Origin of the sequence: Candidatus Arsenophonus lipoptenae, assembly GCF_001534665.1 — a bacterium.
GTDB lineage: Bacteria > Pseudomonadota > Gammaproteobacteria > Enterobacterales > Enterobacteriaceae > Arsenophonus > Arsenophonus lipoptenae.
Genome location: NZ_CP013920.1, coordinates 805,440 through 826,976 on the forward strand (window position 1 = coordinate 805,440; position 21,537 = coordinate 826,976).

At 24.3% G+C, this 21,537-nt stretch carries 18 protein-coding genes and 1 tRNA gene; 11 read left to right on the forward strand and 8 right to left on the reverse strand.

The genetic code is table 11. From position 1 onward, the window contains the following. Window positions 1–163 precede the first annotated feature (163 nt). From trxA to cmoA, 4 genes are all read right to left on the reverse strand, one after another. Window positions 164–490, reverse strand: a complete 327-nt coding sequence (gene trxA, locus AUT07_RS03240) for a thioredoxin TrxA (protein WP_066284048.1) — start codon at window positions 488–490, stop codon at window positions 164–166. 382 nt (window positions 491–872) lie between these two features. Further along, window positions 873–2,603, reverse strand: a complete 1,731-nt coding sequence (gene argS / locus AUT07_RS03245) for an arginine--tRNA ligase (protein WP_066284050.1) — start codon at window positions 2,601–2,603, stop codon at window positions 873–875. A gap of 536 nt (window positions 2,604–3,139) precedes the next feature. Then, window positions 3,140–4,111, reverse strand: a complete 972-nt coding sequence (cmoB, locus tag AUT07_RS03250) for a tRNA 5-methoxyuridine(34)/uridine 5-oxyacetic acid(34) synthase CmoB (protein ID WP_066284057.1) — start codon at window positions 4,109–4,111, stop codon at window positions 3,140–3,142. A gap of 6 nt (window positions 4,112–4,117) precedes the next feature. Continuing rightward, window positions 4,118–4,864: a carboxy-S-adenosyl-L-methionine synthase CmoA gene (gene cmoA / locus AUT07_RS03255; RefSeq protein ID WP_066284061.1), complete on the reverse strand. Its 747-nt coding sequence runs from the start codon at window positions 4,862–4,864 to the stop codon at window positions 4,118–4,120. 377 nt (window positions 4,865–5,241) lie between these two features. Between cmoA and aspS the strand changes: the two genes are divergently transcribed. From aspS to AUT07_RS03270, 3 genes are read left to right on the forward strand one after another with little or no spacing between them, the layout of a single operon-like run. Beyond that, window positions 5,242–6,993 carry an aspartate--tRNA ligase gene (gene aspS / locus AUT07_RS03260; RefSeq protein ID WP_066284070.1) on the forward strand — a complete coding sequence of 584 codons (1,752 nt, stop codon included), beginning with the start codon at window positions 5,242–5,244 and terminating at the stop codon, window positions 6,991–6,993. A gap of 10 nt (window positions 6,994–7,003) precedes the next feature. After that, on the forward strand, window positions 7,004–7,441 hold the full coding sequence (nudB, locus tag AUT07_RS03265) for a dihydroneopterin triphosphate diphosphatase (RefSeq protein ID WP_066284071.1): 438 nt from the start codon (window positions 7,004–7,006) through the stop codon (window positions 7,439–7,441). Between the two features lie 30 nt (window positions 7,442–7,471). Beyond that, complete coding sequence (locus AUT07_RS03270; RefSeq protein WP_066284072.1) at window positions 7,472–8,188, forward strand: YebC/PmpR family DNA-binding transcriptional regulator; 717 nt, start codon at window positions 7,472–7,474, stop codon at window positions 8,186–8,188. Between the two features lie 156 nt (window positions 8,189–8,344). Here AUT07_RS03270 and serS read toward each other — a convergent pair whose 3' ends face one another. Continuing rightward, complete coding sequence (serS, locus tag AUT07_RS03275; protein ID WP_066284075.1) at window positions 8,345–9,640, reverse strand: serine--tRNA ligase; 1,296 nt, start codon at window positions 9,638–9,640, stop codon at window positions 8,345–8,347. Window positions 9,641–10,067: 427 nt separating this feature from the next. Further along, window positions 10,068–10,679 (reverse strand): outer membrane lipoprotein periplasmic chaperone LolA, encoded by a 612-nt coding sequence (lolA, locus tag AUT07_RS03280; RefSeq protein ID WP_066284076.1) that lies wholly within the window; start codon window positions 10,677–10,679, stop codon window positions 10,068–10,070. A 347-nt stretch (window positions 10,680–11,026) separates the two neighbouring features. Between lolA and trxB the strand changes: the two genes are divergently transcribed. The 4 genes from trxB to infA all read left to right on the forward strand — a co-directional run bounded on the left by trxB (window position 11,027) and on the right by infA (window position 16,023). Beyond that, the gene (gene trxB, locus AUT07_RS03285) at window positions 11,027–12,004 is read left to right on the forward strand and encodes a thioredoxin-disulfide reductase (protein WP_066284082.1); all 978 of its coding nucleotides are present in this window, start codon (window positions 11,027–11,029) and stop codon (window positions 12,002–12,004) included. A 63-nt stretch (window positions 12,005–12,067) separates the two neighbouring features. After that, window positions 12,068–13,840, forward strand: a complete 1,773-nt coding sequence (gene cydD / locus AUT07_RS03290; protein WP_066284087.1) for a heme ABC transporter permease/ATP-binding protein CydD — start codon at window positions 12,068–12,070, stop codon at window positions 13,838–13,840. Further along, entirely contained in the window at window positions 13,840–15,573 is a 1,734-nt protein-coding gene (gene cydC / locus AUT07_RS03295; protein WP_066284089.1) for a heme ABC transporter ATP-binding protein/permease CydC, read from the forward strand. The genes cydD and cydC overlap by 1 nt, the downstream gene beginning before the upstream one ends. 231 nt (window positions 15,574–15,804) lie before the next feature. Beyond that, window positions 15,805–16,023, forward strand: a complete 219-nt coding sequence (gene infA, locus AUT07_RS03300; protein WP_066284091.1) for a translation initiation factor IF-1 — start codon at window positions 15,805–15,807, stop codon at window positions 16,021–16,023. A gap of 153 nt (window positions 16,024–16,176) precedes the next feature. Here the strand turns inward: infA and AUT07_RS03305 are convergent. Further along, a tRNA-Phe gene (locus AUT07_RS03305) sits at window positions 16,177–16,249 on the reverse strand. 208 nt (window positions 16,250–16,457) lie between these two features. Further along, window positions 16,458–17,045: an alkyl hydroperoxide reductase subunit C gene (gene ahpC / locus AUT07_RS03310; RefSeq protein ID WP_066284094.1), complete on the reverse strand. Its 588-nt coding sequence runs from the start codon at window positions 17,043–17,045 to the stop codon at window positions 16,458–16,460. Window positions 17,046–17,627: 582 nt separating this feature from the next. On the opposite strand from ahpC, the gene AUT07_RS03315 reads away from it, so the two are divergent. The 4 genes from AUT07_RS03315 (at window position 17,628) to minE (ending at window position 21,172) form a co-directional block, all read left to right on the forward strand. Next, window positions 17,628–18,965 carry a basic amino acid/polyamine antiporter gene (locus AUT07_RS03315; RefSeq protein WP_066284096.1) on the forward strand — a complete coding sequence of 446 codons (1,338 nt, stop codon included), beginning with the start codon at window positions 17,628–17,630 and terminating at the stop codon, window positions 18,963–18,965. 407 nt (window positions 18,966–19,372) lie between these two features. Next, the gene (gene minC / locus AUT07_RS03320; protein ID WP_066284098.1) at window positions 19,373–20,062 is read left to right on the forward strand and encodes a septum site-determining protein MinC; all 690 of its coding nucleotides are present in this window, start codon (window positions 19,373–19,375) and stop codon (window positions 20,060–20,062) included. A gap of 28 nt (window positions 20,063–20,090) precedes the next feature. Next, window positions 20,091–20,900 (forward strand): septum site-determining protein MinD, encoded by an 810-nt coding sequence (gene minD / locus AUT07_RS03325; RefSeq protein ID WP_066284101.1) that lies wholly within the window; start codon window positions 20,091–20,093, stop codon window positions 20,898–20,900. Between the two features lie 5 nt (window positions 20,901–20,905). Further along, window positions 20,906–21,172 carry a cell division topological specificity factor MinE gene (gene minE, locus AUT07_RS03330; protein ID WP_066284103.1) on the forward strand — a complete coding sequence of 89 codons (267 nt, stop codon included), beginning with the start codon at window positions 20,906–20,908 and terminating at the stop codon, window positions 21,170–21,172. The last annotated feature ends 365 nt before the right edge of the window (window positions 21,173–21,537 follow it).

Genomic DNA, 21,537 nt, shown 5'->3' on the forward strand with positions numbered 1-21,537 from the left:
ATAACAAAATATATTACTAATTAAAATTAGTATATGTATTAATTATTGTAATTTATCATGATTAGAAGGACTCGTCTAGTTATAAATTAGATAAAATAGATGTTTGAATAAATCGTATAAATCTAAAGCATTAAACGTCTATTATTTATACTTTGTAAGTAAATTAAATATTTTTATCTAAAAATTCTTTTAGTTGTGTTTTAGATAGAAGACCAACTTGTCTACTAATTTCTTCAGAGTTTTTAAAAAGTATTAGTGTAGGAATACTACGAATATTATATTTAGTTGCTGTTTTAGGATTTTTATCTATATTTAATTTTCCAACTATTAATTGAGATTTATATTCATCAGCAATTTCGCTTAAAATAGGGGTAATCATTTTACAAGGATTACACCATTCTGCCCAAAAATCAATTAATATTGGTTTTGTTTCATTCAAGATTTTTATATTAAAATCTTCATCAGAAAAGTGAATAATTTTATTGTTCATAGCAAATTCTCCAAACAAAAATTTTATGGTATATATTAAAAATATTTAGTTAATTGTAATTTGTTTTAATTTAAAACATAATTTTTAATAAAACAATATTTCAATGTAATTTAAATATTTCTATTAAGTTAATATCAAAATATTAATAACTTAAATTTAATTAAGTTATAATATTTAATGTAGATTTTAAAGATATTTAAAATTGCTAAAATAATTTATTTTATTTAGATTTAAATTATATATAAAAATCAGTACATATTTTGTAATTTAGAATGAGTATAGTAAATATAATTATATAAATTAGTTTAAAATCATTTAAAAATTATATTTTTATAATTTTGTTTAATCTTAGTTATATAAAATTAATACATTAATTAATGAATTACATTCTTTCTATTGTATTTATGCCTAATAATTTTAAACCAATTTTTAATGTTTTTTTAGTTAAAATCGCAAGTTTTAAGCGACTACATTTTAATATATTATTTTCAGCATTTAAGATTGGACAATATTCATAAAAACTAGAAAATAATCCAGCTAACTTATATAAATAAGAACACATAATATGTGGTAACCCTTCGCAAGCAACAGTTAGTATTGTTTCTTCAAATTGTAATAAACGTATAGCTAATTTTTTTTCATATTCATTTGTTAAAACAATTGATTCATTTATGTCAATTAAATTAATTTTTTCTTTTTTTAAAAGTGAGACAATTCTAGTATAAGCATATTGTATATAAGGAGCGGTATTGCCTTCAAAAGATAACATTTTATCCCAATCAAAAATATAATTAGTTGTACGTTTTTTTGATAAATCAGCATATTTTATCGCCCCAACAGCAATCGATTGGATTATCAATTGTAATTTATTTTCTGGCATAGATAGATTTTTAGATCTAATAAGTTTACTTGCTCTATCAACTGCTTCATCAAGCAAATCTATTAATCTAATTGTACCTCCATCACGTGTTTTAAAAGGCTTACCATTTTTATCTAACATCATACCTAACATATGATGTTCTAATGATACTTTTTCAGGGATATAACCTGCTTTACGCACAATAGCCCAAACTTGCATAAGGTGTTGATGTTGTCTTGAATCTGTATAATATATTATACGATCAGCATGTAATGTTTCATAACGATATTTTGCACAAGCAATATCTGTTGTTGTATATAAATATCCTCCATCTTTTTTTTTAATAATTACACCCATGGCATCACCATTTTTGTTTTTAAATTCATTTAGATATACAACAATAGCACCATTATTATTAATTGCTAATCCTTTACTCATTAAATCAGTTACAATATCTGGTAACATATGATTATAAAAACTCTCACTCATTATATCTTTTTTAGTTAATGTGACATTTAAACGATGATAAATTTGTTGATTTTTATTTATGCTAATATTGACTAATTTACGCCATATTTCTTTACAGTGTTTATCCCCGGATTGTAATTTAACTACATAATGACGAGATAGTTTTGCAAAATCCTCATCCTCATCGTAATGTTTTTTAGCTTGACGATAAAATGTTTCAATATCAGATAAAATTATATCACTTGTGTAGTTTTTTTTATTTTTTTCTAAATATGCAATTAACATACCAAAATGAGTCCCCCAATCCCCGATGTGGTTGGCACGTATTACTTTATGGCCTAAAAACTCTAATATTCTTGCAATAGAATCACCAATTATAGTAGAACGTAAATGGCCGACATGCATTTGTTTTGCAATATTAGGAGCTGAATAATCAATGATAATGGTTTTTGGATTCATTTGTTTAATAACTAATTGTTCATTTTTTAAAATGAATTCAATTTGTTTAGATATCCATTGTTTATTTAAAAAAATATTAATAAAACCAGCTCCTGATAATTCAATTTTACTAGCAATATCTGTTAATTTTAACAATGGTAATATTTTTTTACTTAATTCACGTGGAGAAATTCCAATGCTTTTTGCTATAGATATAATACCATTAACTTGATAATCACCAAATTCAGCTCTTCTTGCAGTGCTTACTTGCCATTTAGTATTTTTAGGGGCTCCTACGGTAATTAATGCATTACTAACTTTTTGTGAAATAAAATCTTGAATATTCACTTAAATACCTTCATGATATATATAATATTAATATACTATTTATTATATTTAAAATAAATCAAATAGTTATTAACTATTTGATAGTTGTATTTTTATACATAAAAAAACAACTAAATAACTTTTTTCAAATTTATTTTATAAAAATTTTATGTATATAAAAGAGTTATCTGATAGCATCTTTATGCTAAAAAATAATATTAATTCATAAATTAAAAATACAAACTAAATTAATACTGCTTAGTTTTTTTAAAAAAATTGATATTTATATGATATAATTATTAGTAATATTAAGATATCTATTAAGAATAATTAAAACTTATAATAAAAAACAATATTTAATCTAAAATACACTAAATATTTTATTATATGAATAATAACTTTATATAAAATTATTTTAAAATATCAAAATACTATAATTATAAGGATATTTATAATATATATTATTAAAAATAATATATATTAGAGTTTATGATTAATAATCTTTCTGAATTTAATTTAAAAGTAACAGTAATATTTGTATAATTTCATGTATTATATTATTTATTTTTTGCAATTAAAACTGCACGTAAAGGAGCTGGATATCCTTCAATTGTAAAGTTAATATTATTAGGATTAAGAAAATTTTCTAATGATTCACCTTCCATCCATGTTGTTTTTCTTTGTTCTTGTATTGTTGTTACTGTTTGATCAATTATACACACATCGTAAAAGCCACATTTTTCTAACCATAATTTAATCATTTCTGCTGATGGAATAAAATAAATATTACGCATTTTAGCATAACTATTATGTGGTATTAGACATTGACTTTCATTTCCTAAAATAACTAAACTTTCAAGTACTAATTCTCCACCTGATATTAATTGATTTTTTAATTGACAAATATGATCTAATGGTGAACGACAATGATATAATACGCCCATTGAAAATACAGTATCAAAAGCACTTAATTTTGGTAATTGTTCAATTTTTAGTGGTAATAAATGTAATTTTTGATTATTTCCAATTAATTTTCGTATTGCCTCAAATTGATGCAAAAATAATTGTGAAGGATCTATACCAATAACTATTTTTGCTCCTTCACCAATCATTCTCCACATAAAATAACCATTACCACATCCTACATCAAGTACTTTTTTATTCATTAATGGTGATATATGAGGGGAAATACGGTTCCATTTCCAATCAGAACGCCATTCACAATCAATATTGATATCATAAATATCAAATGGTCCTTTACGCCATGGTGTTAATTTTTTTAACAATTGGATAATCCATTGCTTTTTTTTTATAAATTGGTTATTCATATTTTTAGCAATAACTCCAGTTTTTAAATCTAAATTACTTGGCGTTATGCATGGTAAATTTTGCACTATTTTTTGCCAATTTTTGAATTGGTGGCATTTGGTATTTTTTTTCCATTGCTTAATTTGATTTGGTAAGACTTCTAACCAATTACTTAATGAGCTAACTGCAATTTGTTTGTAGAAATAATTAAAATCTATCATTTTTATTTAATCCTTAATAGCTATTAATGAACCAAAGTTAAAACATTGAAACCATAAATCATAATTATTAAAACCTGCTGTTTTGAAGCGTAATTTATGAGTATCAATTGAATCAGGTAACATGATATTTTTTAACATATTATATTTTTGATGAATTTCCAATTCACTATATCCATTGGCACGTTTGAAATTATAATGCATTTTAAAAAGTAATGAATTAATCTTTTGATTTTCAAAATTAAATTTTTCAGATAGCATTAAAATGCCTCCTGGATTCATGCCTTGATAAATACGATTAATTAATTGTTGTCTAAGTGATGGAGAAATAAATTGCAGTGTAAAATTTAATATCACCATTGAGGCATTTTCTATGTTAATATCTATTAAATTGCCTTTAATAATTTCAACTGTAGTATTTATTCCAGAAGTATTTTTTCTATATTTATTAATAAATCTCTTACAATGCTTAATCATTGCAGCTGAATTATCAATTGCAATAATTTTACAATTATTTACTCTAATATTACGTAGTATGGATAAAGTAACTGTACCTAATGAACAACCTAAATCATAAATAATGCTGTTAGGTGTAACATATTGAGTTACTAAAATACCAATCATAGTAATTATATTTGAATAACCAGGAATAGATCTTCTAATCATATCGGGAAAAACTTCAACAACTTTTTTATCAAATTGCCAGTCGCCTAAATTAATTATTGGTTTGGTTAATAACCTATCTTTCAAAAACATATTCAATTATATATAAATGTAAAATATACTAAATTGATTAATTAAAATATTATAATAGGAGATAAGTATCTATAATATTAGATTTATAGTTATTATAATTAATTACATTAATAGCTATATAGGAATATATTTAAATAGTACTTACGTGAATTAAATATTTTATATTGTAATTAATAAAAATTATTAGAAGATTAATGTTAAAATATTTTAATAAATTTAAATTTGCAAAAATAATTATTTATTTATATTAAACTGTGTATTTAATATACAAAAATATTTATATAAAAAGAAATAAAATTTAATTAATAAATATTAAACTATAAATATTTATAAACTATGTTTATCAATGTAGTATTATAAATAAAAGGATATAAATTATGCGAACATGTTATTGTGGGCAATTAAGTATTATGCATGTTAAACGAAAAGTGACTCTTTGTGGATGGGTTAATAGTTATCGTAATTTAGGAAAAATAATTTTTATAGATATGAGAGATCGTGAAGGTTTAGTGCAAGTTGTATTTATGCGAGAATTACATGCTGAACTTTTTATTCAGGCTTCACAGTTACGCAATGAATTTTGTATCCAAATAAGAGGTGTAGTACAAAAACGAAAACAAATAAATAAAGAAATAACCACAGGTTATATTGAAGTTATTGCAGATAAATTAAAGATTATTAATAGTTCTAAACCATTACCTATAGACAGTCATCAACAAAATTCTGATGAAATCAGATTAAAGTATCGTTATCTTGATTTAAGAAATGAAAAAATGATAAATTGTTTAAAACAACGAGCAAAAATTACTAGTTTTATACGTCGTTTTATGGATTCTGAAGGTTTTATTGACATTGAAACTCCGATATTAACTAAAGCAACACCAGAAGGAGCTCGTGATTATCTTATTCCAAGTCGTATTCATAATGGCAAATGTTTTGCTCTTCCACAATCACCTCAAATTTTTAAACAATTATTAATGATTGCTGGTTTTGATCGTTATTATCAAATAGTAAAGTGTTTTCGTGATGAAGATTTACGCCTTGATCGTCAACCTGAATTTACGCAAGTAGATGTAGAAACATCTTTTATGACTGCAATACAAGTTCGTGAATTGATGGAGCGTTTAATTTGTAATTTGTGGAAAGAAAATAAAGGAGTTCATTTAGGTACTTTTCCAATAATGACTTTTTCTAAAGCTATGCAATATTATGGATCAGACAAGCCAGATTTACGTAATCCATTAAAATTAATTGATATTGCCGATTTAGTGAACTCAGTTCCATTTACAGTATTTTCTGATCCTGCTAATGATCCTAAAGGACGAGTAGTTGCACTTTGTGTGCCAGGTGGGGCAAAATTAACAAGTAAACAATTGGATATTTATGCTAAATTTGTTACTAATTATGGCATAAAAGAATTTTATTGGATGAAAATTAATTCGTTAATTAAAGGTTATATTGATACTTATAGTCCAATTGCTAAAGTTTTACCACAACAAGTAATTGATCATTTATTAATACGTACGAAAGCTAAATCAGGTGATATTTTATTATTTGGTTCAGGTAAACAAAATATCATTAATAATATGATGGGAGCATTACGTTTAAAAGTAGGTCAAGATTTAGCTATTACACAAAATAATTCTTGGAAACCATTATGGATAATTGATTTTCCAATGTTTAAAGAAAATGAAAATGGTGAGCTTCAGGCTTTTCATCATCCTTTTACTGCTCCAAAAAATTTAAATTTTAAACAATTACAAGATAATCCTTTAAATGCTATTGCTAATTCTTATGATATAATAATAAATGGTTGTGAAATTGGTGGTGGATCAGTTCGTATTCATAATAATAAAATACAACAAACTATTTTTGAAATTCTTAATATTAGTAAATCAGAACAGGAAGAAAAATTCGGCTTCTTATTAGAAGCATTACAATATGGAACACCACCTCATGCTGGTTTAGCTTTTGGTTTAGATAGAATAGTAATGTTGCTAACAGAAACAGAAAATATTCGTGATGTCATTGCTTTTCCTAAAACTAATACTGCATCATGTTTAATGACTAATGCACCAAATATAATTAATTCTAATACATTACAAGAATTAGGAGTAACTTTTATTTAAGTTAAGTAATATGAAATATAAAAAAGCAGAATCAGTATTAGTGATAATTTATATTAAATCAAGTAAACAAGTATTATTATTGCAAAGATTTGATGATATTTATTTTTGGCAATCAGTTACTGGTAGTCTTGAGGATAATGAAACACCAAGAGAAGCAGCATTACGTGAAGTAAAAGAAGAAATAGGTATTGATATTATAAAACAAAATTTAATATTAGTTGATTTACAGAGAAGTATTTATTTTGATATATTTTTTTATAATCTTTATCGTTATGCTCCTGGTATAACTAAATGTAAGGAATATTGGTTTTCTTTATCATTACCATATAAACAAAAAATTTCTTTGAAAGAGCATCTAAAATTTTGTTGGTTACCTGCCTATCAGGCGGCTGCATTGACTAAGTCTTGGAGTAATAGTCAAGCAATTAAAGAGTTTATTATGAAATAATTTTAAGATATATATTTTAGGGGATATTTCATGTCTGGTCATAGTAAATGGACTAATATTAAACATCGTAAAGCTGCACAGGATAATAAACGAGGTAAAGTTTTTACTAAAATTATTCGTGAACTAGTAATAGCCGCTCGGTTAGGTGGTAGTGATTCCGCATCAAATCCAAGATTAAGATCAGCAATTGATAGAGCATTATCTAATAATATACCTAGATATACTTTAAATAGAGCAATTTCTCGTGGTATCGGTAATGATGGAAATGATAATCTTGAGACTATTATTTACGAAGGATATGGACCAGGTGGAACAGCTATTATTGTTGAATGTTTAAGTGATAATCGCAATCGTACAGTTTCTAATATACGTTATTCTTTTACTAAATATGGAGGTAATTTAGGAACTAATGGTTCAGTTTCTTATTTATTTGTTAAATGTGGTGTAATATCATACAAAGATATTTACGAAGATAAATTAATAGATGGGGCATTAAATGCTAATGCAGAAGATGTTAAATCTTATGATAATGGTTTAGTGGATGTATATACTAAATTTGAAACATTTAGTAGTATATTACAAAAATTAGATTTATTAGGTTTTCATGCTATATCTACAAAATTGACTATGATTCCATTAATTAAAATAAATTTAAATACTAATATTGTAGATAATTTTTTACGTTTAATAGATACGCTAGAAAATTTTGATGATGTACAATATGTTTATCATAATGGAAATATATAAAACATAAATTTAATAGTATTTATATCTATAATGAAATTAAGTTATTTAAATAATGAAAAAGTAAAATATTAAATAACTTTTCTTAAATTAAAATTTATCCTAATGATATTTATACAATTTAAATATTAGAAAATATTTAAATTGTATTTTATAATATTAACTAATATATTTTAAGCCATTCATATATGGATGCAAAACTTTAGGAATTTTAATTCTACCATCTATTTGTTGATAATTTTCCATAATAGCTACTAGAGTACGACCAACAGCTAAACCTGAACCATTTAAAGTATGTACAAATTGTGGTTTTTTGTTATTTTTATAATTCCGAAAACGAGTTTGCATGCGACGTGCTTGAAAATCACAGGTATTTGAACATGAAGAAACCTCACGATAACTTTTTTGTGATGGCAACCATACCTCTAGATCATATGTTTTACAAGATGCAAATCCCATATCACCAGTACATAAAACCATTTTCCTATAAGGAAGTTTTAATAATTGTAATACTTTTTCTGCATGACCTGTTAATTCTTCTAGTGCAGACATTGATTTTGTTGGTTCTACTATTTGTATTAATTCAACTTTATCAAATTGATGCATACGAATTAAACCTCGTGTGTCACGTCCATAAGCACCTGCTTCTGAACGAAAACATGAGGTATGTGCTGTTAGGCGTATTGGCAGTCTTTCAATTGCTAAAATTTCATTACGAAATAAATTAATGAGTGGTACTTCAGCTGTTGGTATCAATGCATATTGTTGATTTATTAATTGTTCTTTTATATTTTGAACATAGAAAAGTTCTTCACTAAATTTTGGTAATTGCCCAGTTCCATATAATGTAGTGTTATTTACTAAATAAGGAACATAAGTTTCTGTATAACCATTATATTCTGTGTGTAAATTTAACATAAATTGTATTAAAGCACGATGTAACCGTGCAATTTGTCCTTTCATTATTACAAAACGAGATCCTGTAATTTTTACAGCAGAAGGAAAATCTAGACCATTAACGAATTCACCTAATTCTACATGATCTTTAATATCAAAATTAAATTGATATGGTTCGCCCCAACGACTTATTTCAATATTATTATTTTCATCTTTTCCTATAGGTACACTTTCATCTGGTAAATTAGGTAATTTTACAGATATATTAAATATATTATTTTGTATTCTTATCAATTCATTTTCAATTTTATGTAATTCATCAGTTAATTGATTAACTTCTTTGCGTAATATATTAATATTTTCACCGTGTGCTTTTAAATCACGAATTATTTTCGAATATGAGTTTCTTTTTGCTTTCAAGGATTCTGTTTTAATTTGTAAATATTTTCTTTCCTTTTCTAATTTACATAAGTAATTAGAATCAAAAATGAAACCTCTATGAGCTAGCTTTTGTATAATAAAACTTAATTTATTACGTAGTAATTTTGGGTCTAACATTTTGACCTAATATTTATTAGTATTGTTTTTATTAAATGTTTTAAAATAAAATAATAGAGAAAATAATTTTTTTTCATTTTCTTGTGTTTAAATTTAATAGTGTTTATTCAATATAAAATGCGTAATTAATAGTATTTATAATATAAATTAATAGTATTTATAATATAATTAGATATAGTTTTTATGAAAAATATGCTTTATTTTTTCATATGAAAAATATAATAGCAACTGAAAATCTATAAAATATTAATTATTTTTTTATATTAAGAGTTATTATAAATTATTAATAATATAGTTAATTGTAATATTCATTATATTTTTTATAACTAAGTCAGTCTCTGATTAATTTAATTAGTGATTAATATAGATAATATTTAGTGTTTAGCATAAAAAAGTATATATAAAATAATATATTATTTATTACTTTTTACTTTTGATTATCAATAGATACATTATTTGGTGGAATAAATTTAAATTTATTATCATTGATATAACTTGATAAATGGGTTTTTAGTTGAAAAAAATTTATTTGACCATACTGTTCTGTCATTATAAACTTCTGAATAGTTCCATTTGGTTCGATAGTAATTGAAAAATCTTTTAAATTTCCTTTGTTTTCTTTATCTATCAATAAAAAATTATCCCCGTTTTGACTAATTTGATAACGTTTCCAATCTTCTTTATTATTACGGATTATCAATATAAAAGGAGTATTAGTTATTGCTGAACTTAAACAAGTTACAGTAACTTGTTTAATTGAAGGATTATAAAACCATAGATTAGTACCATCAGAAATTAACCAATACTTATCTGGTGAAAATATATGCCAATTAAATAAATTTGGGCGTTTCAACCATAAATGACCTTTGCTTTGATTAATTAAATCACCATCAATACTTATTACTTTTTGTATAAAAGTTGCGTAAAAACTATTAATTTTATTTAATCGTTTTTGAAGTTCAACAGAAGCAGTTAAGGCAGATACTTGTGTAGTAAAAAAACTTATTATTAATAATATTAATATTATTATTTTTTTCATTAATCAATTATCCTTATTTTTATAATATTTATTGTTAAAATTAAAGGTATATATAATGAAATTATCTAACAATTCTATAACTATAAATTCCATTTTTCAGAATTTTTTATAGTAAATTATAATTATATGAATACTAAATATTATTAATATAATATTATTATCAAATAATTAATATTACAAATTATTTCTTAATGCCATATACTTATATTATTAAAATATTAATATTAATTAAAGTTAATAACTTAAAAAATATTTTTTTTGAAAACACATGTTTTACTAATTACAATTATTAATAAATATATTAATTATTAATAAATATATTAATATTCTAATTATATGGAGAATAAATGAAAATTATCAATCATAGTTCAATTATTATTTTAGGATCTGGACCAGCTGGTTATACTGCAGCTATTTATGCTGCTAGAGCAAATCTTAATCCTATATTAATTACTGGATTTCAACAAGGAGGTCAATTAATTTTAACTACTGAAATTGAAAATTGGCCTGGTGATCATAAAAAATTAATGGGCCCTATATTAATGGATCGGATGTTGCAACATACTAAAAAATTTATAGTTGAAAAAAATATTATACATGATCATATTTATAAAGTTAATTTATATAATCGTCCATTTCAATTAACTGGAGATAATGGAATATATAGCTGTGATGCACTTATTATTGCTACTGGGGCTTCAGCTCGTTGTTTAGGATTACCTTCTGAAGAATATTTTAAAGGTCGTGGTGTTTCAACTTGTGCTACGTGTGATGGATTTTTTTATCGTAAACAAAAAGTAGCTGTAGTTGGTGGGGGAAATACTACTATTGAAGAAGCACTCTACTTGTCTAATATTGCTAGAGAAGTTCATATTATTCATCGACGAGAAATATTTAAAGCAGAAAAAATTCTTATCCAACGTATGATGGAAAAAGTAAGAAATGGCAATATAATATTACATATTAATTTTGTATTAGATGAAATATTAGGAAATAATAGTGGTGTTACTGGAATTAGTTTACGTTCCACTAAAAATGACAAGATAGAAACATTAAATGTTACTGGTGTGTTTATTGCTATAGGACATACTCCAAATACAAATATTTTTATTAATCAATTAGCATTAGATAATGGCTATATTAAAGTGAAATCAGGAACTGAAGGTAATGCAACTCAAACTTCAGTTAAGGGTGTTTTTGCAGCTGGTGATGTTATAGACCATGTATATCGTCAAGCTATTACTTCAGCTGGCACTGGTTGTATGGCTGCTATTGATGCAGAACGTTATTTAGATGAGATAAACCAAAATAAAATAAACATTTAAGTTATATAATAATTTTTATTATTTTTAATAATTTTGCTAATTACTTAAAATATAGAATGATTAATGAATAAACAAAAACAAATTAAATTAATTAAATGGCTAAAACAACAATCAATAATAGTAAAAAAATGGATATATTTATCTGTTTTATTAGGAATAATTAGTGGTATATTAATTGTTGCCCAAGTGTGGGTTTTAGCTGATATTTTACAATCATTGATCGTATATAATCAATCAAGAGAACAATTATTAATTCAATTTATATTATTAATTTGTGTATTTATTTTTAGATCTATAATATATTTTATACGAGAAAGAGTTGGATTTATTTGTGGTAAAATTATTCGAAAAAATATTCGTAGTGTAGTTTTAAATAAGTTTGATGAATTAGGTCCTATTTGGGTTAAACATAAACCTAGTGGTAGTTGGTCAACAATTATATTAGAGCAAATTGATGATATACAAGATTATTATGCACGATATTTACCTCAAATGTACTTAGCCATAATAATACCAATTATTATTTTAGTTGGCATTATTCCAATTAATTGGGTAGCTGGGGTAATTTTATTTATAACAGCACCTTTGATTCCATTGTTTATGATATTAATTGGGATGGGGGCTGCTGATATTAATCATAAAAATTTTATTATATTATCTAGATTAGGTGGTAGATTTCTTGATCGGTTACGTGGTCTAGATACTTTAAGAATTTTTTTTCGTGCTGAAAAAGAAATACTAGATATTAAAAAAGTTACAGAAGAGTTTCGTAAAAAAAATATGGATGTTTTACGAATTGCTTTTCTTTCTTCAGCAGTATTGGAATTTTTTACATCTATTTCAATAGCGTTAGTTGCTGTTTATTTTAGTTTTTCTTATTTAGGTAAATTACATTTTGGCAGTTATGGAATGCCAATTACGCTTTTTTCTGGTTTTTTAGTATTAATATTAGCACCTGAATTTTTTAAACCACTACGTGATTTGGGTATTTATTATCATGCTAAAGCAACAGCAATTGGTGCAGCAGATACTTTATTTACATTATTAACCAGTGTAGAAAAAAAATTACCTAATGCGCAAATCATTCAAAAAATTCCTATGATACAATCATTAATGATTGTTGCAAAAAATTTAGAAATTTTTTCTCATGATAATGTTCATTTAGTTGGTCCATTAAATTTTACTATATTACCAAATCAACGTATTGCTATAGTAGGACATAGTGGTTCTGGAAAAAGTTCACTATTAAATGTTCTATTGGGATTTTTACCTTATATTGGTTCATTGACAGTTAATGGAATTGAACTAAGAAATATAGATATAATTAATTGGCGAGAACAACTTAGTTGGATAGGACAAAATCCTAATTTACCTGAAAAAACTATTATTGATAATATATGTCTTTCTTCATCAAAAGCATCATCACTTGCAATAAATACTGTTATAGAAAATGCCTATATTACTGAATTTACTAAATATCTATCAGAAGGTATTAATACTGAAATTGGAGAAAATGCTACCTACTTGTCTGTAGGTCAGGTTCAAAAAATTGCTATTGCCCGTGCACTGCTAAAACCATGTCATTTGCTTTTATTAGATGAACCTGTGGCAAGCCTTGATATGAAAAGTGAACAAAGTATTATGAATGTAATTAATAAACAAGCTACTAAACAAACAACATTAATGATTACCCATTTATTAGATGAAGTAAATAAATATGATCAAATATGGGTTATGTCTAATGGCTTGATTATTGAACAGGGTGATTATAATACTTTGATTCAAAGTAAAGGATTATTTAATCAATTACTTAATTATTATTTTAGGGAGGTATAATGGTTATACTAGTTCCTTTTGTTATGATGTATTCTCGTCACTGGATAAGACTTAATATTGGAATAATATTAAATATTATAACTACATTGGCTAATATAATACTATTGATCATATCAGGTTGGTTATTAATTGGAACAGCACTAATTGGCCCCAGTGGGCTATATACCTTTAATTATATGTTACCCGCAGCCGGTATTCGTGGTTTATCTATTATACGTACAACTAGTCGTTATGCTGAACGAATAATTAATCATGATACAACTTTTCGAATATTAACATATTTAAGAATTTTTATATTTCAAAATTTATTGCAGTTATCATCTAGTGGTATTTCATATTATGATAAAGGAGATATTTTTAATCGTTTAGTAACTGATGTCAAAGTTATTGATCATTTATATTTACGGGTATTTTCTCCAATATTAAGCAATTTCATTATTATTATTCTTTTTACTTTTTTTTTAAGTAGATTAAATATGCTTTTAACTTTTATATTAAGCATAATTATGCTTTGTTTGATTATTCATTTACCTATATTTTTTTATAATTTAGGAAAATCTATTGGTTACGATTTAACTATATTACGTAGTAAATATCGTACTTGCTTAATTAATATTATTCAATCACAAGCAGAGTTAACTATTTTTGGTGCATTTAATCGTTTTCGAAAAATATTAACTAATTTGGAATACAATTTATTGAAAAGACAAGAACAGCAATTTAACTTAACTACATTAGCTCAATCTATTATGATTTTTTTTTCTGGTTTTTCTATAATTTTAGTAATTTGGATAGGAGCAGATGCGTTTGATAATCAAAATCAATTTAAATCACTTATAGCACTATTTATTTTTTCTGTTTTAGCTATATTTGAAGTTTTAGGATCATTTGCTATTGCTTTTCAATATTTAGGGGAAGTAATTACTTCTATAAATAGATTAATGGAATTAATTAATCAAAAACCAATCATTAGATTTCCAATTGCAGAACAAATAATAAGTAATAAAGTAGAAATCAAAATACAAAAAATATATTTTAGCTATCCTAAACAAATAAAACCAGCATTACAAAATATATCTTTTACAATCAAAATTGGTGAACATATTGCACTATTAGGTAAAACTGGTTGCGGTAAATCTACGTTATTACAATTATTAACTCGTGCATGGGATGTTAATTCTGGTAAAATTTTGATCAATGATATTCCAATTCAGCTTTATGATGAAAAAACATTGCGTAACCTTATTGCTGTAGTACCACAGAGAATACATATTTTTAGTGATACTTTACGTAATAATCTTTTAATTGCAAAAGATAATTTGAAAGATACTTTTTTGATAAAAGTATTAAATAAAGTTGGTTTATATAGTTTAAGCAACAATAAAGGATTAAATAGTTGGATTGGAGAAGGTGGTAGGCAACTATCAGGAGGTGAAAAACAACGATTAGGCATTGCAAGAGCTATGCTTTGTGATGCACCATTAATATTATTAGATGAACCTACTGAAGGATTAGATATTAAAACTGAAAAACATATAATCATGCAATTACAAGATTACTGTAACGATAAAACTTTATTATTTATTACACATCGCTTACATGGATTAGAAAATATGAATAATATATATATAATGGATGAAGGAAAAATTATTAAACAAACGACCTATGAAGAATTATTAAAATTAAAAAATCGTTATTTAAAATATTATCAAAATAAAACGATATTAAATTAATAATAAACAAGTATGTAAGTAAGTATTTTTACAAAAATATTTTGTTATTTTTATAATAAAATATTTTATATAACTGCTTACAATATTAATATACTTTATATCACTCAATTATAACTCAATGGTATAATTTTTATTAAAGATAATGATTATTTAAAGTATTTTGCTTTTTTTATGAAAGGCTTTTTGAAAAAATTAATTTTAAAAAATATTTTGCTTAATTAAGAGGATGAAATGGTTAAAGAAGATAATATTGAAATGCAAGGTATAGTAATAGATACTTTACCAAATACTATGTTTAGAGTTGAATTAGAAAATGGTCATATAATTACCGCACATATATCTGGCAAAATGCGCAAAAATTACATTCGTATTTTAATGGGAGATAAAGTAACTGTAGAGTTAACACCATATGATTTAAGTAAAGGTAGAATTATTTTCCGTAGTCGTTAACTCTTCAGCTTAAATGTGATAATTATAAATTATTTTACATATATATTTGTATTATATTTTGTATGTATAGTTACATATATCTGATATTATATAGCATATAAATATATTAAGATCAATATGTTATTTCATATATAGTATATGAAATACTTTTCATGCCCGAAGGCGGAATCGAACCACCGACACAAGGATTTTCAGTCCTCTGCTCTACCGACTGAGCTATCCGGGCATGAGAAAATAATTAAAAACTACTTAACGTATATTAAAATACATTAAAATTATTTCTATTAATTTTAAGAATATTATTCTTATTGCTTCAAAGAATAATAATAAGTAATCTTATTACTAATCAAATTACCAGCCATATTTATATAAATAAATATCTTCAATAAGAATAGATAATTACAACTATATAGGGATAATTTTATAAAAATTAATTAAATTTTTCCAACCAGATCAATCGAAGGTGATAATGTGGGTTCACCATCTCTCCATTTAGCAGGACAAACTTCTCCTGGATGACTTGCAATATATTGTGCTGCTTTAATTTTACGTAGTAAATCTGATGAATCTCTTCCAATACCTTCAGCAGTAATTTCAATACCTTGAATAATACCATTTGGATCAATAATAAATGTACCACGTTCTGCTAACCCTAATTCTTTTTTTTCATCATTTTTTTTATATTCACACATCACTTCAAAATTACGTGTCAATGTCCAATCTGAATCAGAAATCATAGTGTATTGAATTTTACGAATTGTGTTTGAATTACTATACCACTCTTTATGACTAAAATGAGTATCTGTTGAAATAGAGTAAATTTCAACACCTAATTTTTGAAATTGTTCATAGTAATCAGCTAAATCACCTAATTCTGTTGGGCAAACAAATGTAAAATCGGCAGGATAAAAGAAAAAAACACTCCAATGACCCTTGATATCATTTTCAGATATTTTAATAAACTTTCCATTTTTAAATGCAGTATTTTGAAAAGGTTTAATTTCTGTATTTAATAAAGACATTTTATTATTTCCTTCTATTAATTAATTTAATTAAATTAACATTCAATGTTATATCAAAATTTTATTTTTTAACAACTTATTTTATTTTATGTTTTGTTATTTATTCTTTCTATCAAGAAAAAATTCTATGAATTAATATATACTAATTATTAAATTATTAATAGTAATATTATATTGTAAATAATAAAAAATTTAAATTTTTAATAAATAATTATATTAATTAATTGTTACTATGTAATAGTACTAATATTAGTAGTAAGTAAAGCTATATTATTTTTTAATATATTGAAATTATTTAATTAATTTTCAATTATAAAATATACTTGTTCAGTAACAATAAAATAAAAAATTCTAAATTAATATATTATAAAATAATTTATATTAAAATAATTTGATAAACGAATAATGAATATTTATAGTAATTATTTATTTTATAAATTTTAAATTCGTTTTTAATAAAATAGTATTTATTTATTAATTTTTTTATTATTTATTGATTTTTTTATTAGATTTAATTTAATTTAAAGTGATATAAAATAATCAATAATTTTATTATGACATTAAATATATTTAGGATTTTTTTTGAAAAAAAAATTAAATTTAACTTCTTTAACTACGTTAGTATTAAGTTCAATGGTTGGGGCAGGTGCTTTTAGTTTACCCCAAAATATAGCCGAAGTAGCTAGCCCATTAGCACTTATTATATGTTGGAGTATCACAGGTATAGGTGTTTTATTTATTGCAATATCATTATTATTACTCTCACGGGTTAAACCAAGTTTAGATGGAGGAATTTATACTTATGCTAAGGAAGGTTTTGGTGAATTAGTTGGATTTTGTTCTGCATGGGGTTATTGGTTATGTTCTATTATTGCTAATGTTTCCTATTTAGTTATAGTTTTTGCAACCTTTAGTTTTTTTACGGATCAATCAGATCGTGTAATTTTTGGTGATGGAAATACTTGGCAAGCTATAATAGTTGAATCTATTTTGCTATGGATTATGCACTGCTTAGTACTAAGAGGTACTCATCTTGCTTCTAAAATTAATAAATTAATAACTGTAGCTAAATTAATTCCATTAAGTTTATTTATTATTTTAGCATTTGTTAGCTTTAAAAAAGATATATTTCAATTTGATTTTAGTGGTGTAAAAATGGGTATATCTATTTGGCAACAAGTTAAAAATAGTATGTTGATCACCTTATGGGTATTTATTGGTATTGAAGGTGCTATAGTAGTTTCAGCTCAAGCTCAAAGAAGGAAGGATATTGGTATAGCAACAGTACTTGCTGTTATTTTAGCTTTAAGTATTTATGTATTAATCACCTTACTCCCTTTAGGAATTGTTTATAGATCTGAACTTGCTGGAATGAAAAATCCATCTATGTTATCACTTATGATTAATATGATCGGTAATTATGGAAAAATCATCATTTCAGTAGGTTTAATTCTTTCTGTTTTTGGTGCTTATTTAAGTTGGATAATTATGACGATAGAAATTCCTTATATTGCTGCATTATATGGTGCATTTCCTCAAATATTTAAATATAAAAATAAAAATAACACACCTTCAGTATCTCTTTTATTTACAAATATTTCTATACAATTATCATTAATATTAATTTGGTTAAGTGTTAGTAATTATAATATTTTATTAACAATAGCCACAGAAATGATTCTAATTCCCTACTTTATATTAGGAGCTTTCTTAAGTAAAATATCAATTAAGGATAATAAAAAAGTATTATTTATTTTTGGTATAATGACAAGCTTATATAGTTTATGGTTACTATATGCGGCAGGGATAATAAATTTACTTTTATCTATTATACTTTATATACCAGGTATATTTATTTTTTTATATATTAAATATCAAAATAATAAAAAAAAGAAAACAAAGAACAAAAATATTGTTTAAAAATTTATAATGAAATTATATTTTAGAAAGTAAAATTTATTTTATATAATTGATCTAAAATATTAATTATAAAATATTTAATAATATTAAAAAACTTTACCATAGAAAAATAATTTGATATAAGAATTTTGATTAATGTTTTTATTTTAATGGATTAGCAATACATAAAATAATCTACTAAATTATATTAATGCTTTTATGATGATATTTTGATGGTATAAAATATATATAAAAATTAAATAATATTCAAAAATTATAGTTTCAAATTCTTTAAATTATAAACAATCAATTTAATAAATAACATTTTAATTTTTTATTATAAATAATCATGGAAATTATTATATATTGCTAATATTTTTATCCAAAATTTCACAATATTTCATTTTAATATTTTTATTTATATACAAATGACAGAATCATTAATTGAATTAAAAGGTAGTAATTTTACTCTTACAGTTCTTCATATATATAATGAAGATCCTGAAGTTATTAAAAAAGCTATTCAGGAAAAAATTGATCAAGCACCTACATTTTTGAAGAATGCTCCTATTATCTTAAATGTTAATGGTATTTTAAATGTCAATAGTATTCTATCTTGTTATAGAATTATTACTAATACAGGTTTAAAAATAGTTGGTATTAGTGGATGTACTAATACTAAATTACGACAATTAATTACTGATATTGGATTACCTTTATTGCTTAGTGAAGATCAAAATAGAAAGTTATATAATAAAAAAAATAGTAATACAAATACTACTGAGTATAGTAAAACAAATATTATCACTGCCCATGTTCGTTCTGGGCAACGAGTGTATGCTGCTAATTGTGATTTAATTGTTAATGCCAATGTTAGTGCTGGTGCTGAATTAATTGCTGATGGTAATATACATATTTATGGTATGATGCGTGGTAAAGTACTTGCAGGTGCATCTGGAGACAATAATTGTGAAATTTACTGCATCAATTTACAAGCTGAATTAGTTTCTATTGCTGGCCAGTTTTGGTTAAGTGAACAAATTCCTACATATTTTACTGGGAAGGCAGCTAGATTACGTTTAACAAATAACAAATTGACAATTTCTAATATTATTTAGATTAATATCTTATATAGGAATAAGATTTATGGTACGTATTATTGTTATAACTTCAGGCAAAGGTGGTGTAGGGAAAACAACTTCTAGTGCAGCTATTGCTACTGGTTTAGCACAAAGAGGGAAAAAAACTATTGTGATAGATTTTGATATCGGACTAAGAAATTTAGATTTAATTATGGGATGTGAACGTCGTGTAGTATATGATTTTATAAATGTAATACAAGGAGATGTGATACTTAGTCAGGCTATTATTAAAGATAAAAAAACTAAAAATCTTTATATACTTCCAGCTTCACAAACACGTGATAAAAGTGCATTAACACGTGAAGGTGTTGAAAAAGTATTAAATGATCTAAAAATATTGAATTTTGAGTTTATTATATGCGATTCACCTGCTGGTATTGAAAATGGTGCTTTAATGGCACTTTATTTCGCTGATGAAGCAATTATTACTACTAATCCTGAAATTTCTTCTGTAAGAGACTCAGATCGTATTCTAGGAATTATTGCATCAAAATCGAGACGCGCTGAATGTGGAGAAGAACCGATTAAAGAACAGCTACTGCTAACTCGTTATGATCCATATCGTGTACGTCATGGTGATATGTTAAGCATAACAGATGTACTTGAAATCTTATGTATCCCACTTATTGGTGTAATACCTGAAGATCAATCTGTTTTACGTTCTTCAAATCAAGGTGAGCCTATTATTTTAGATTCTAAATCTAATGCAGGAAGAGCATATAGCGACTGTGTTGATCGAATTTTAGGTAAAAGTTGTACAATTCGCTTTATTGAAAAAGAAAAAAAAAGTTTTTTAAAACGTTTATTTAGGTGATAAAAATGACCTTATTAAATTTTTTTCTATCGAAAAAAAAATCAACTGCTGATATGGCTAAAGAAAGATTACAAATTATTGTAGCTGAAAGAAAACGTCATGAATGTACTCCAGATTATATACCAGCAATGAAACGAGATGTTTTAAATGTAATTTGCAAATATATTCAAATTGATCCAAAAATGCTTACTGTACAATTTGAACAAAAAGATGACGATATCGCAGTTTTAGAATTTAATATTATTATACCGGAAAGTGGTGAAAATACATAAAAAATAGTTATATATATTTTATATTTAATAAGTTAAATAAATACTAAGATGATTTTTATATAAAATCAAAGTTTTTCATTAAACATAATAAAAGTTATGCAATTTAATAATTTAATATTAACTATATTACTAATCATATAGATTGTTTAAAAAATATAATTCGAGATAGAATATCTTATTAATTAAATATATATTTAATAATACTAATTAAAACACTATTTTGATGTAGTAATTTACATTATTAGATATAAAAGTAATATTATTTTAATGTATATTATTATTCAATTTTTATTTTTAATAATACCTTAATTTTCATAAGCTAAAGGTTGGATAATATCCAGCATAAGAATTAAAAATTACTTTTT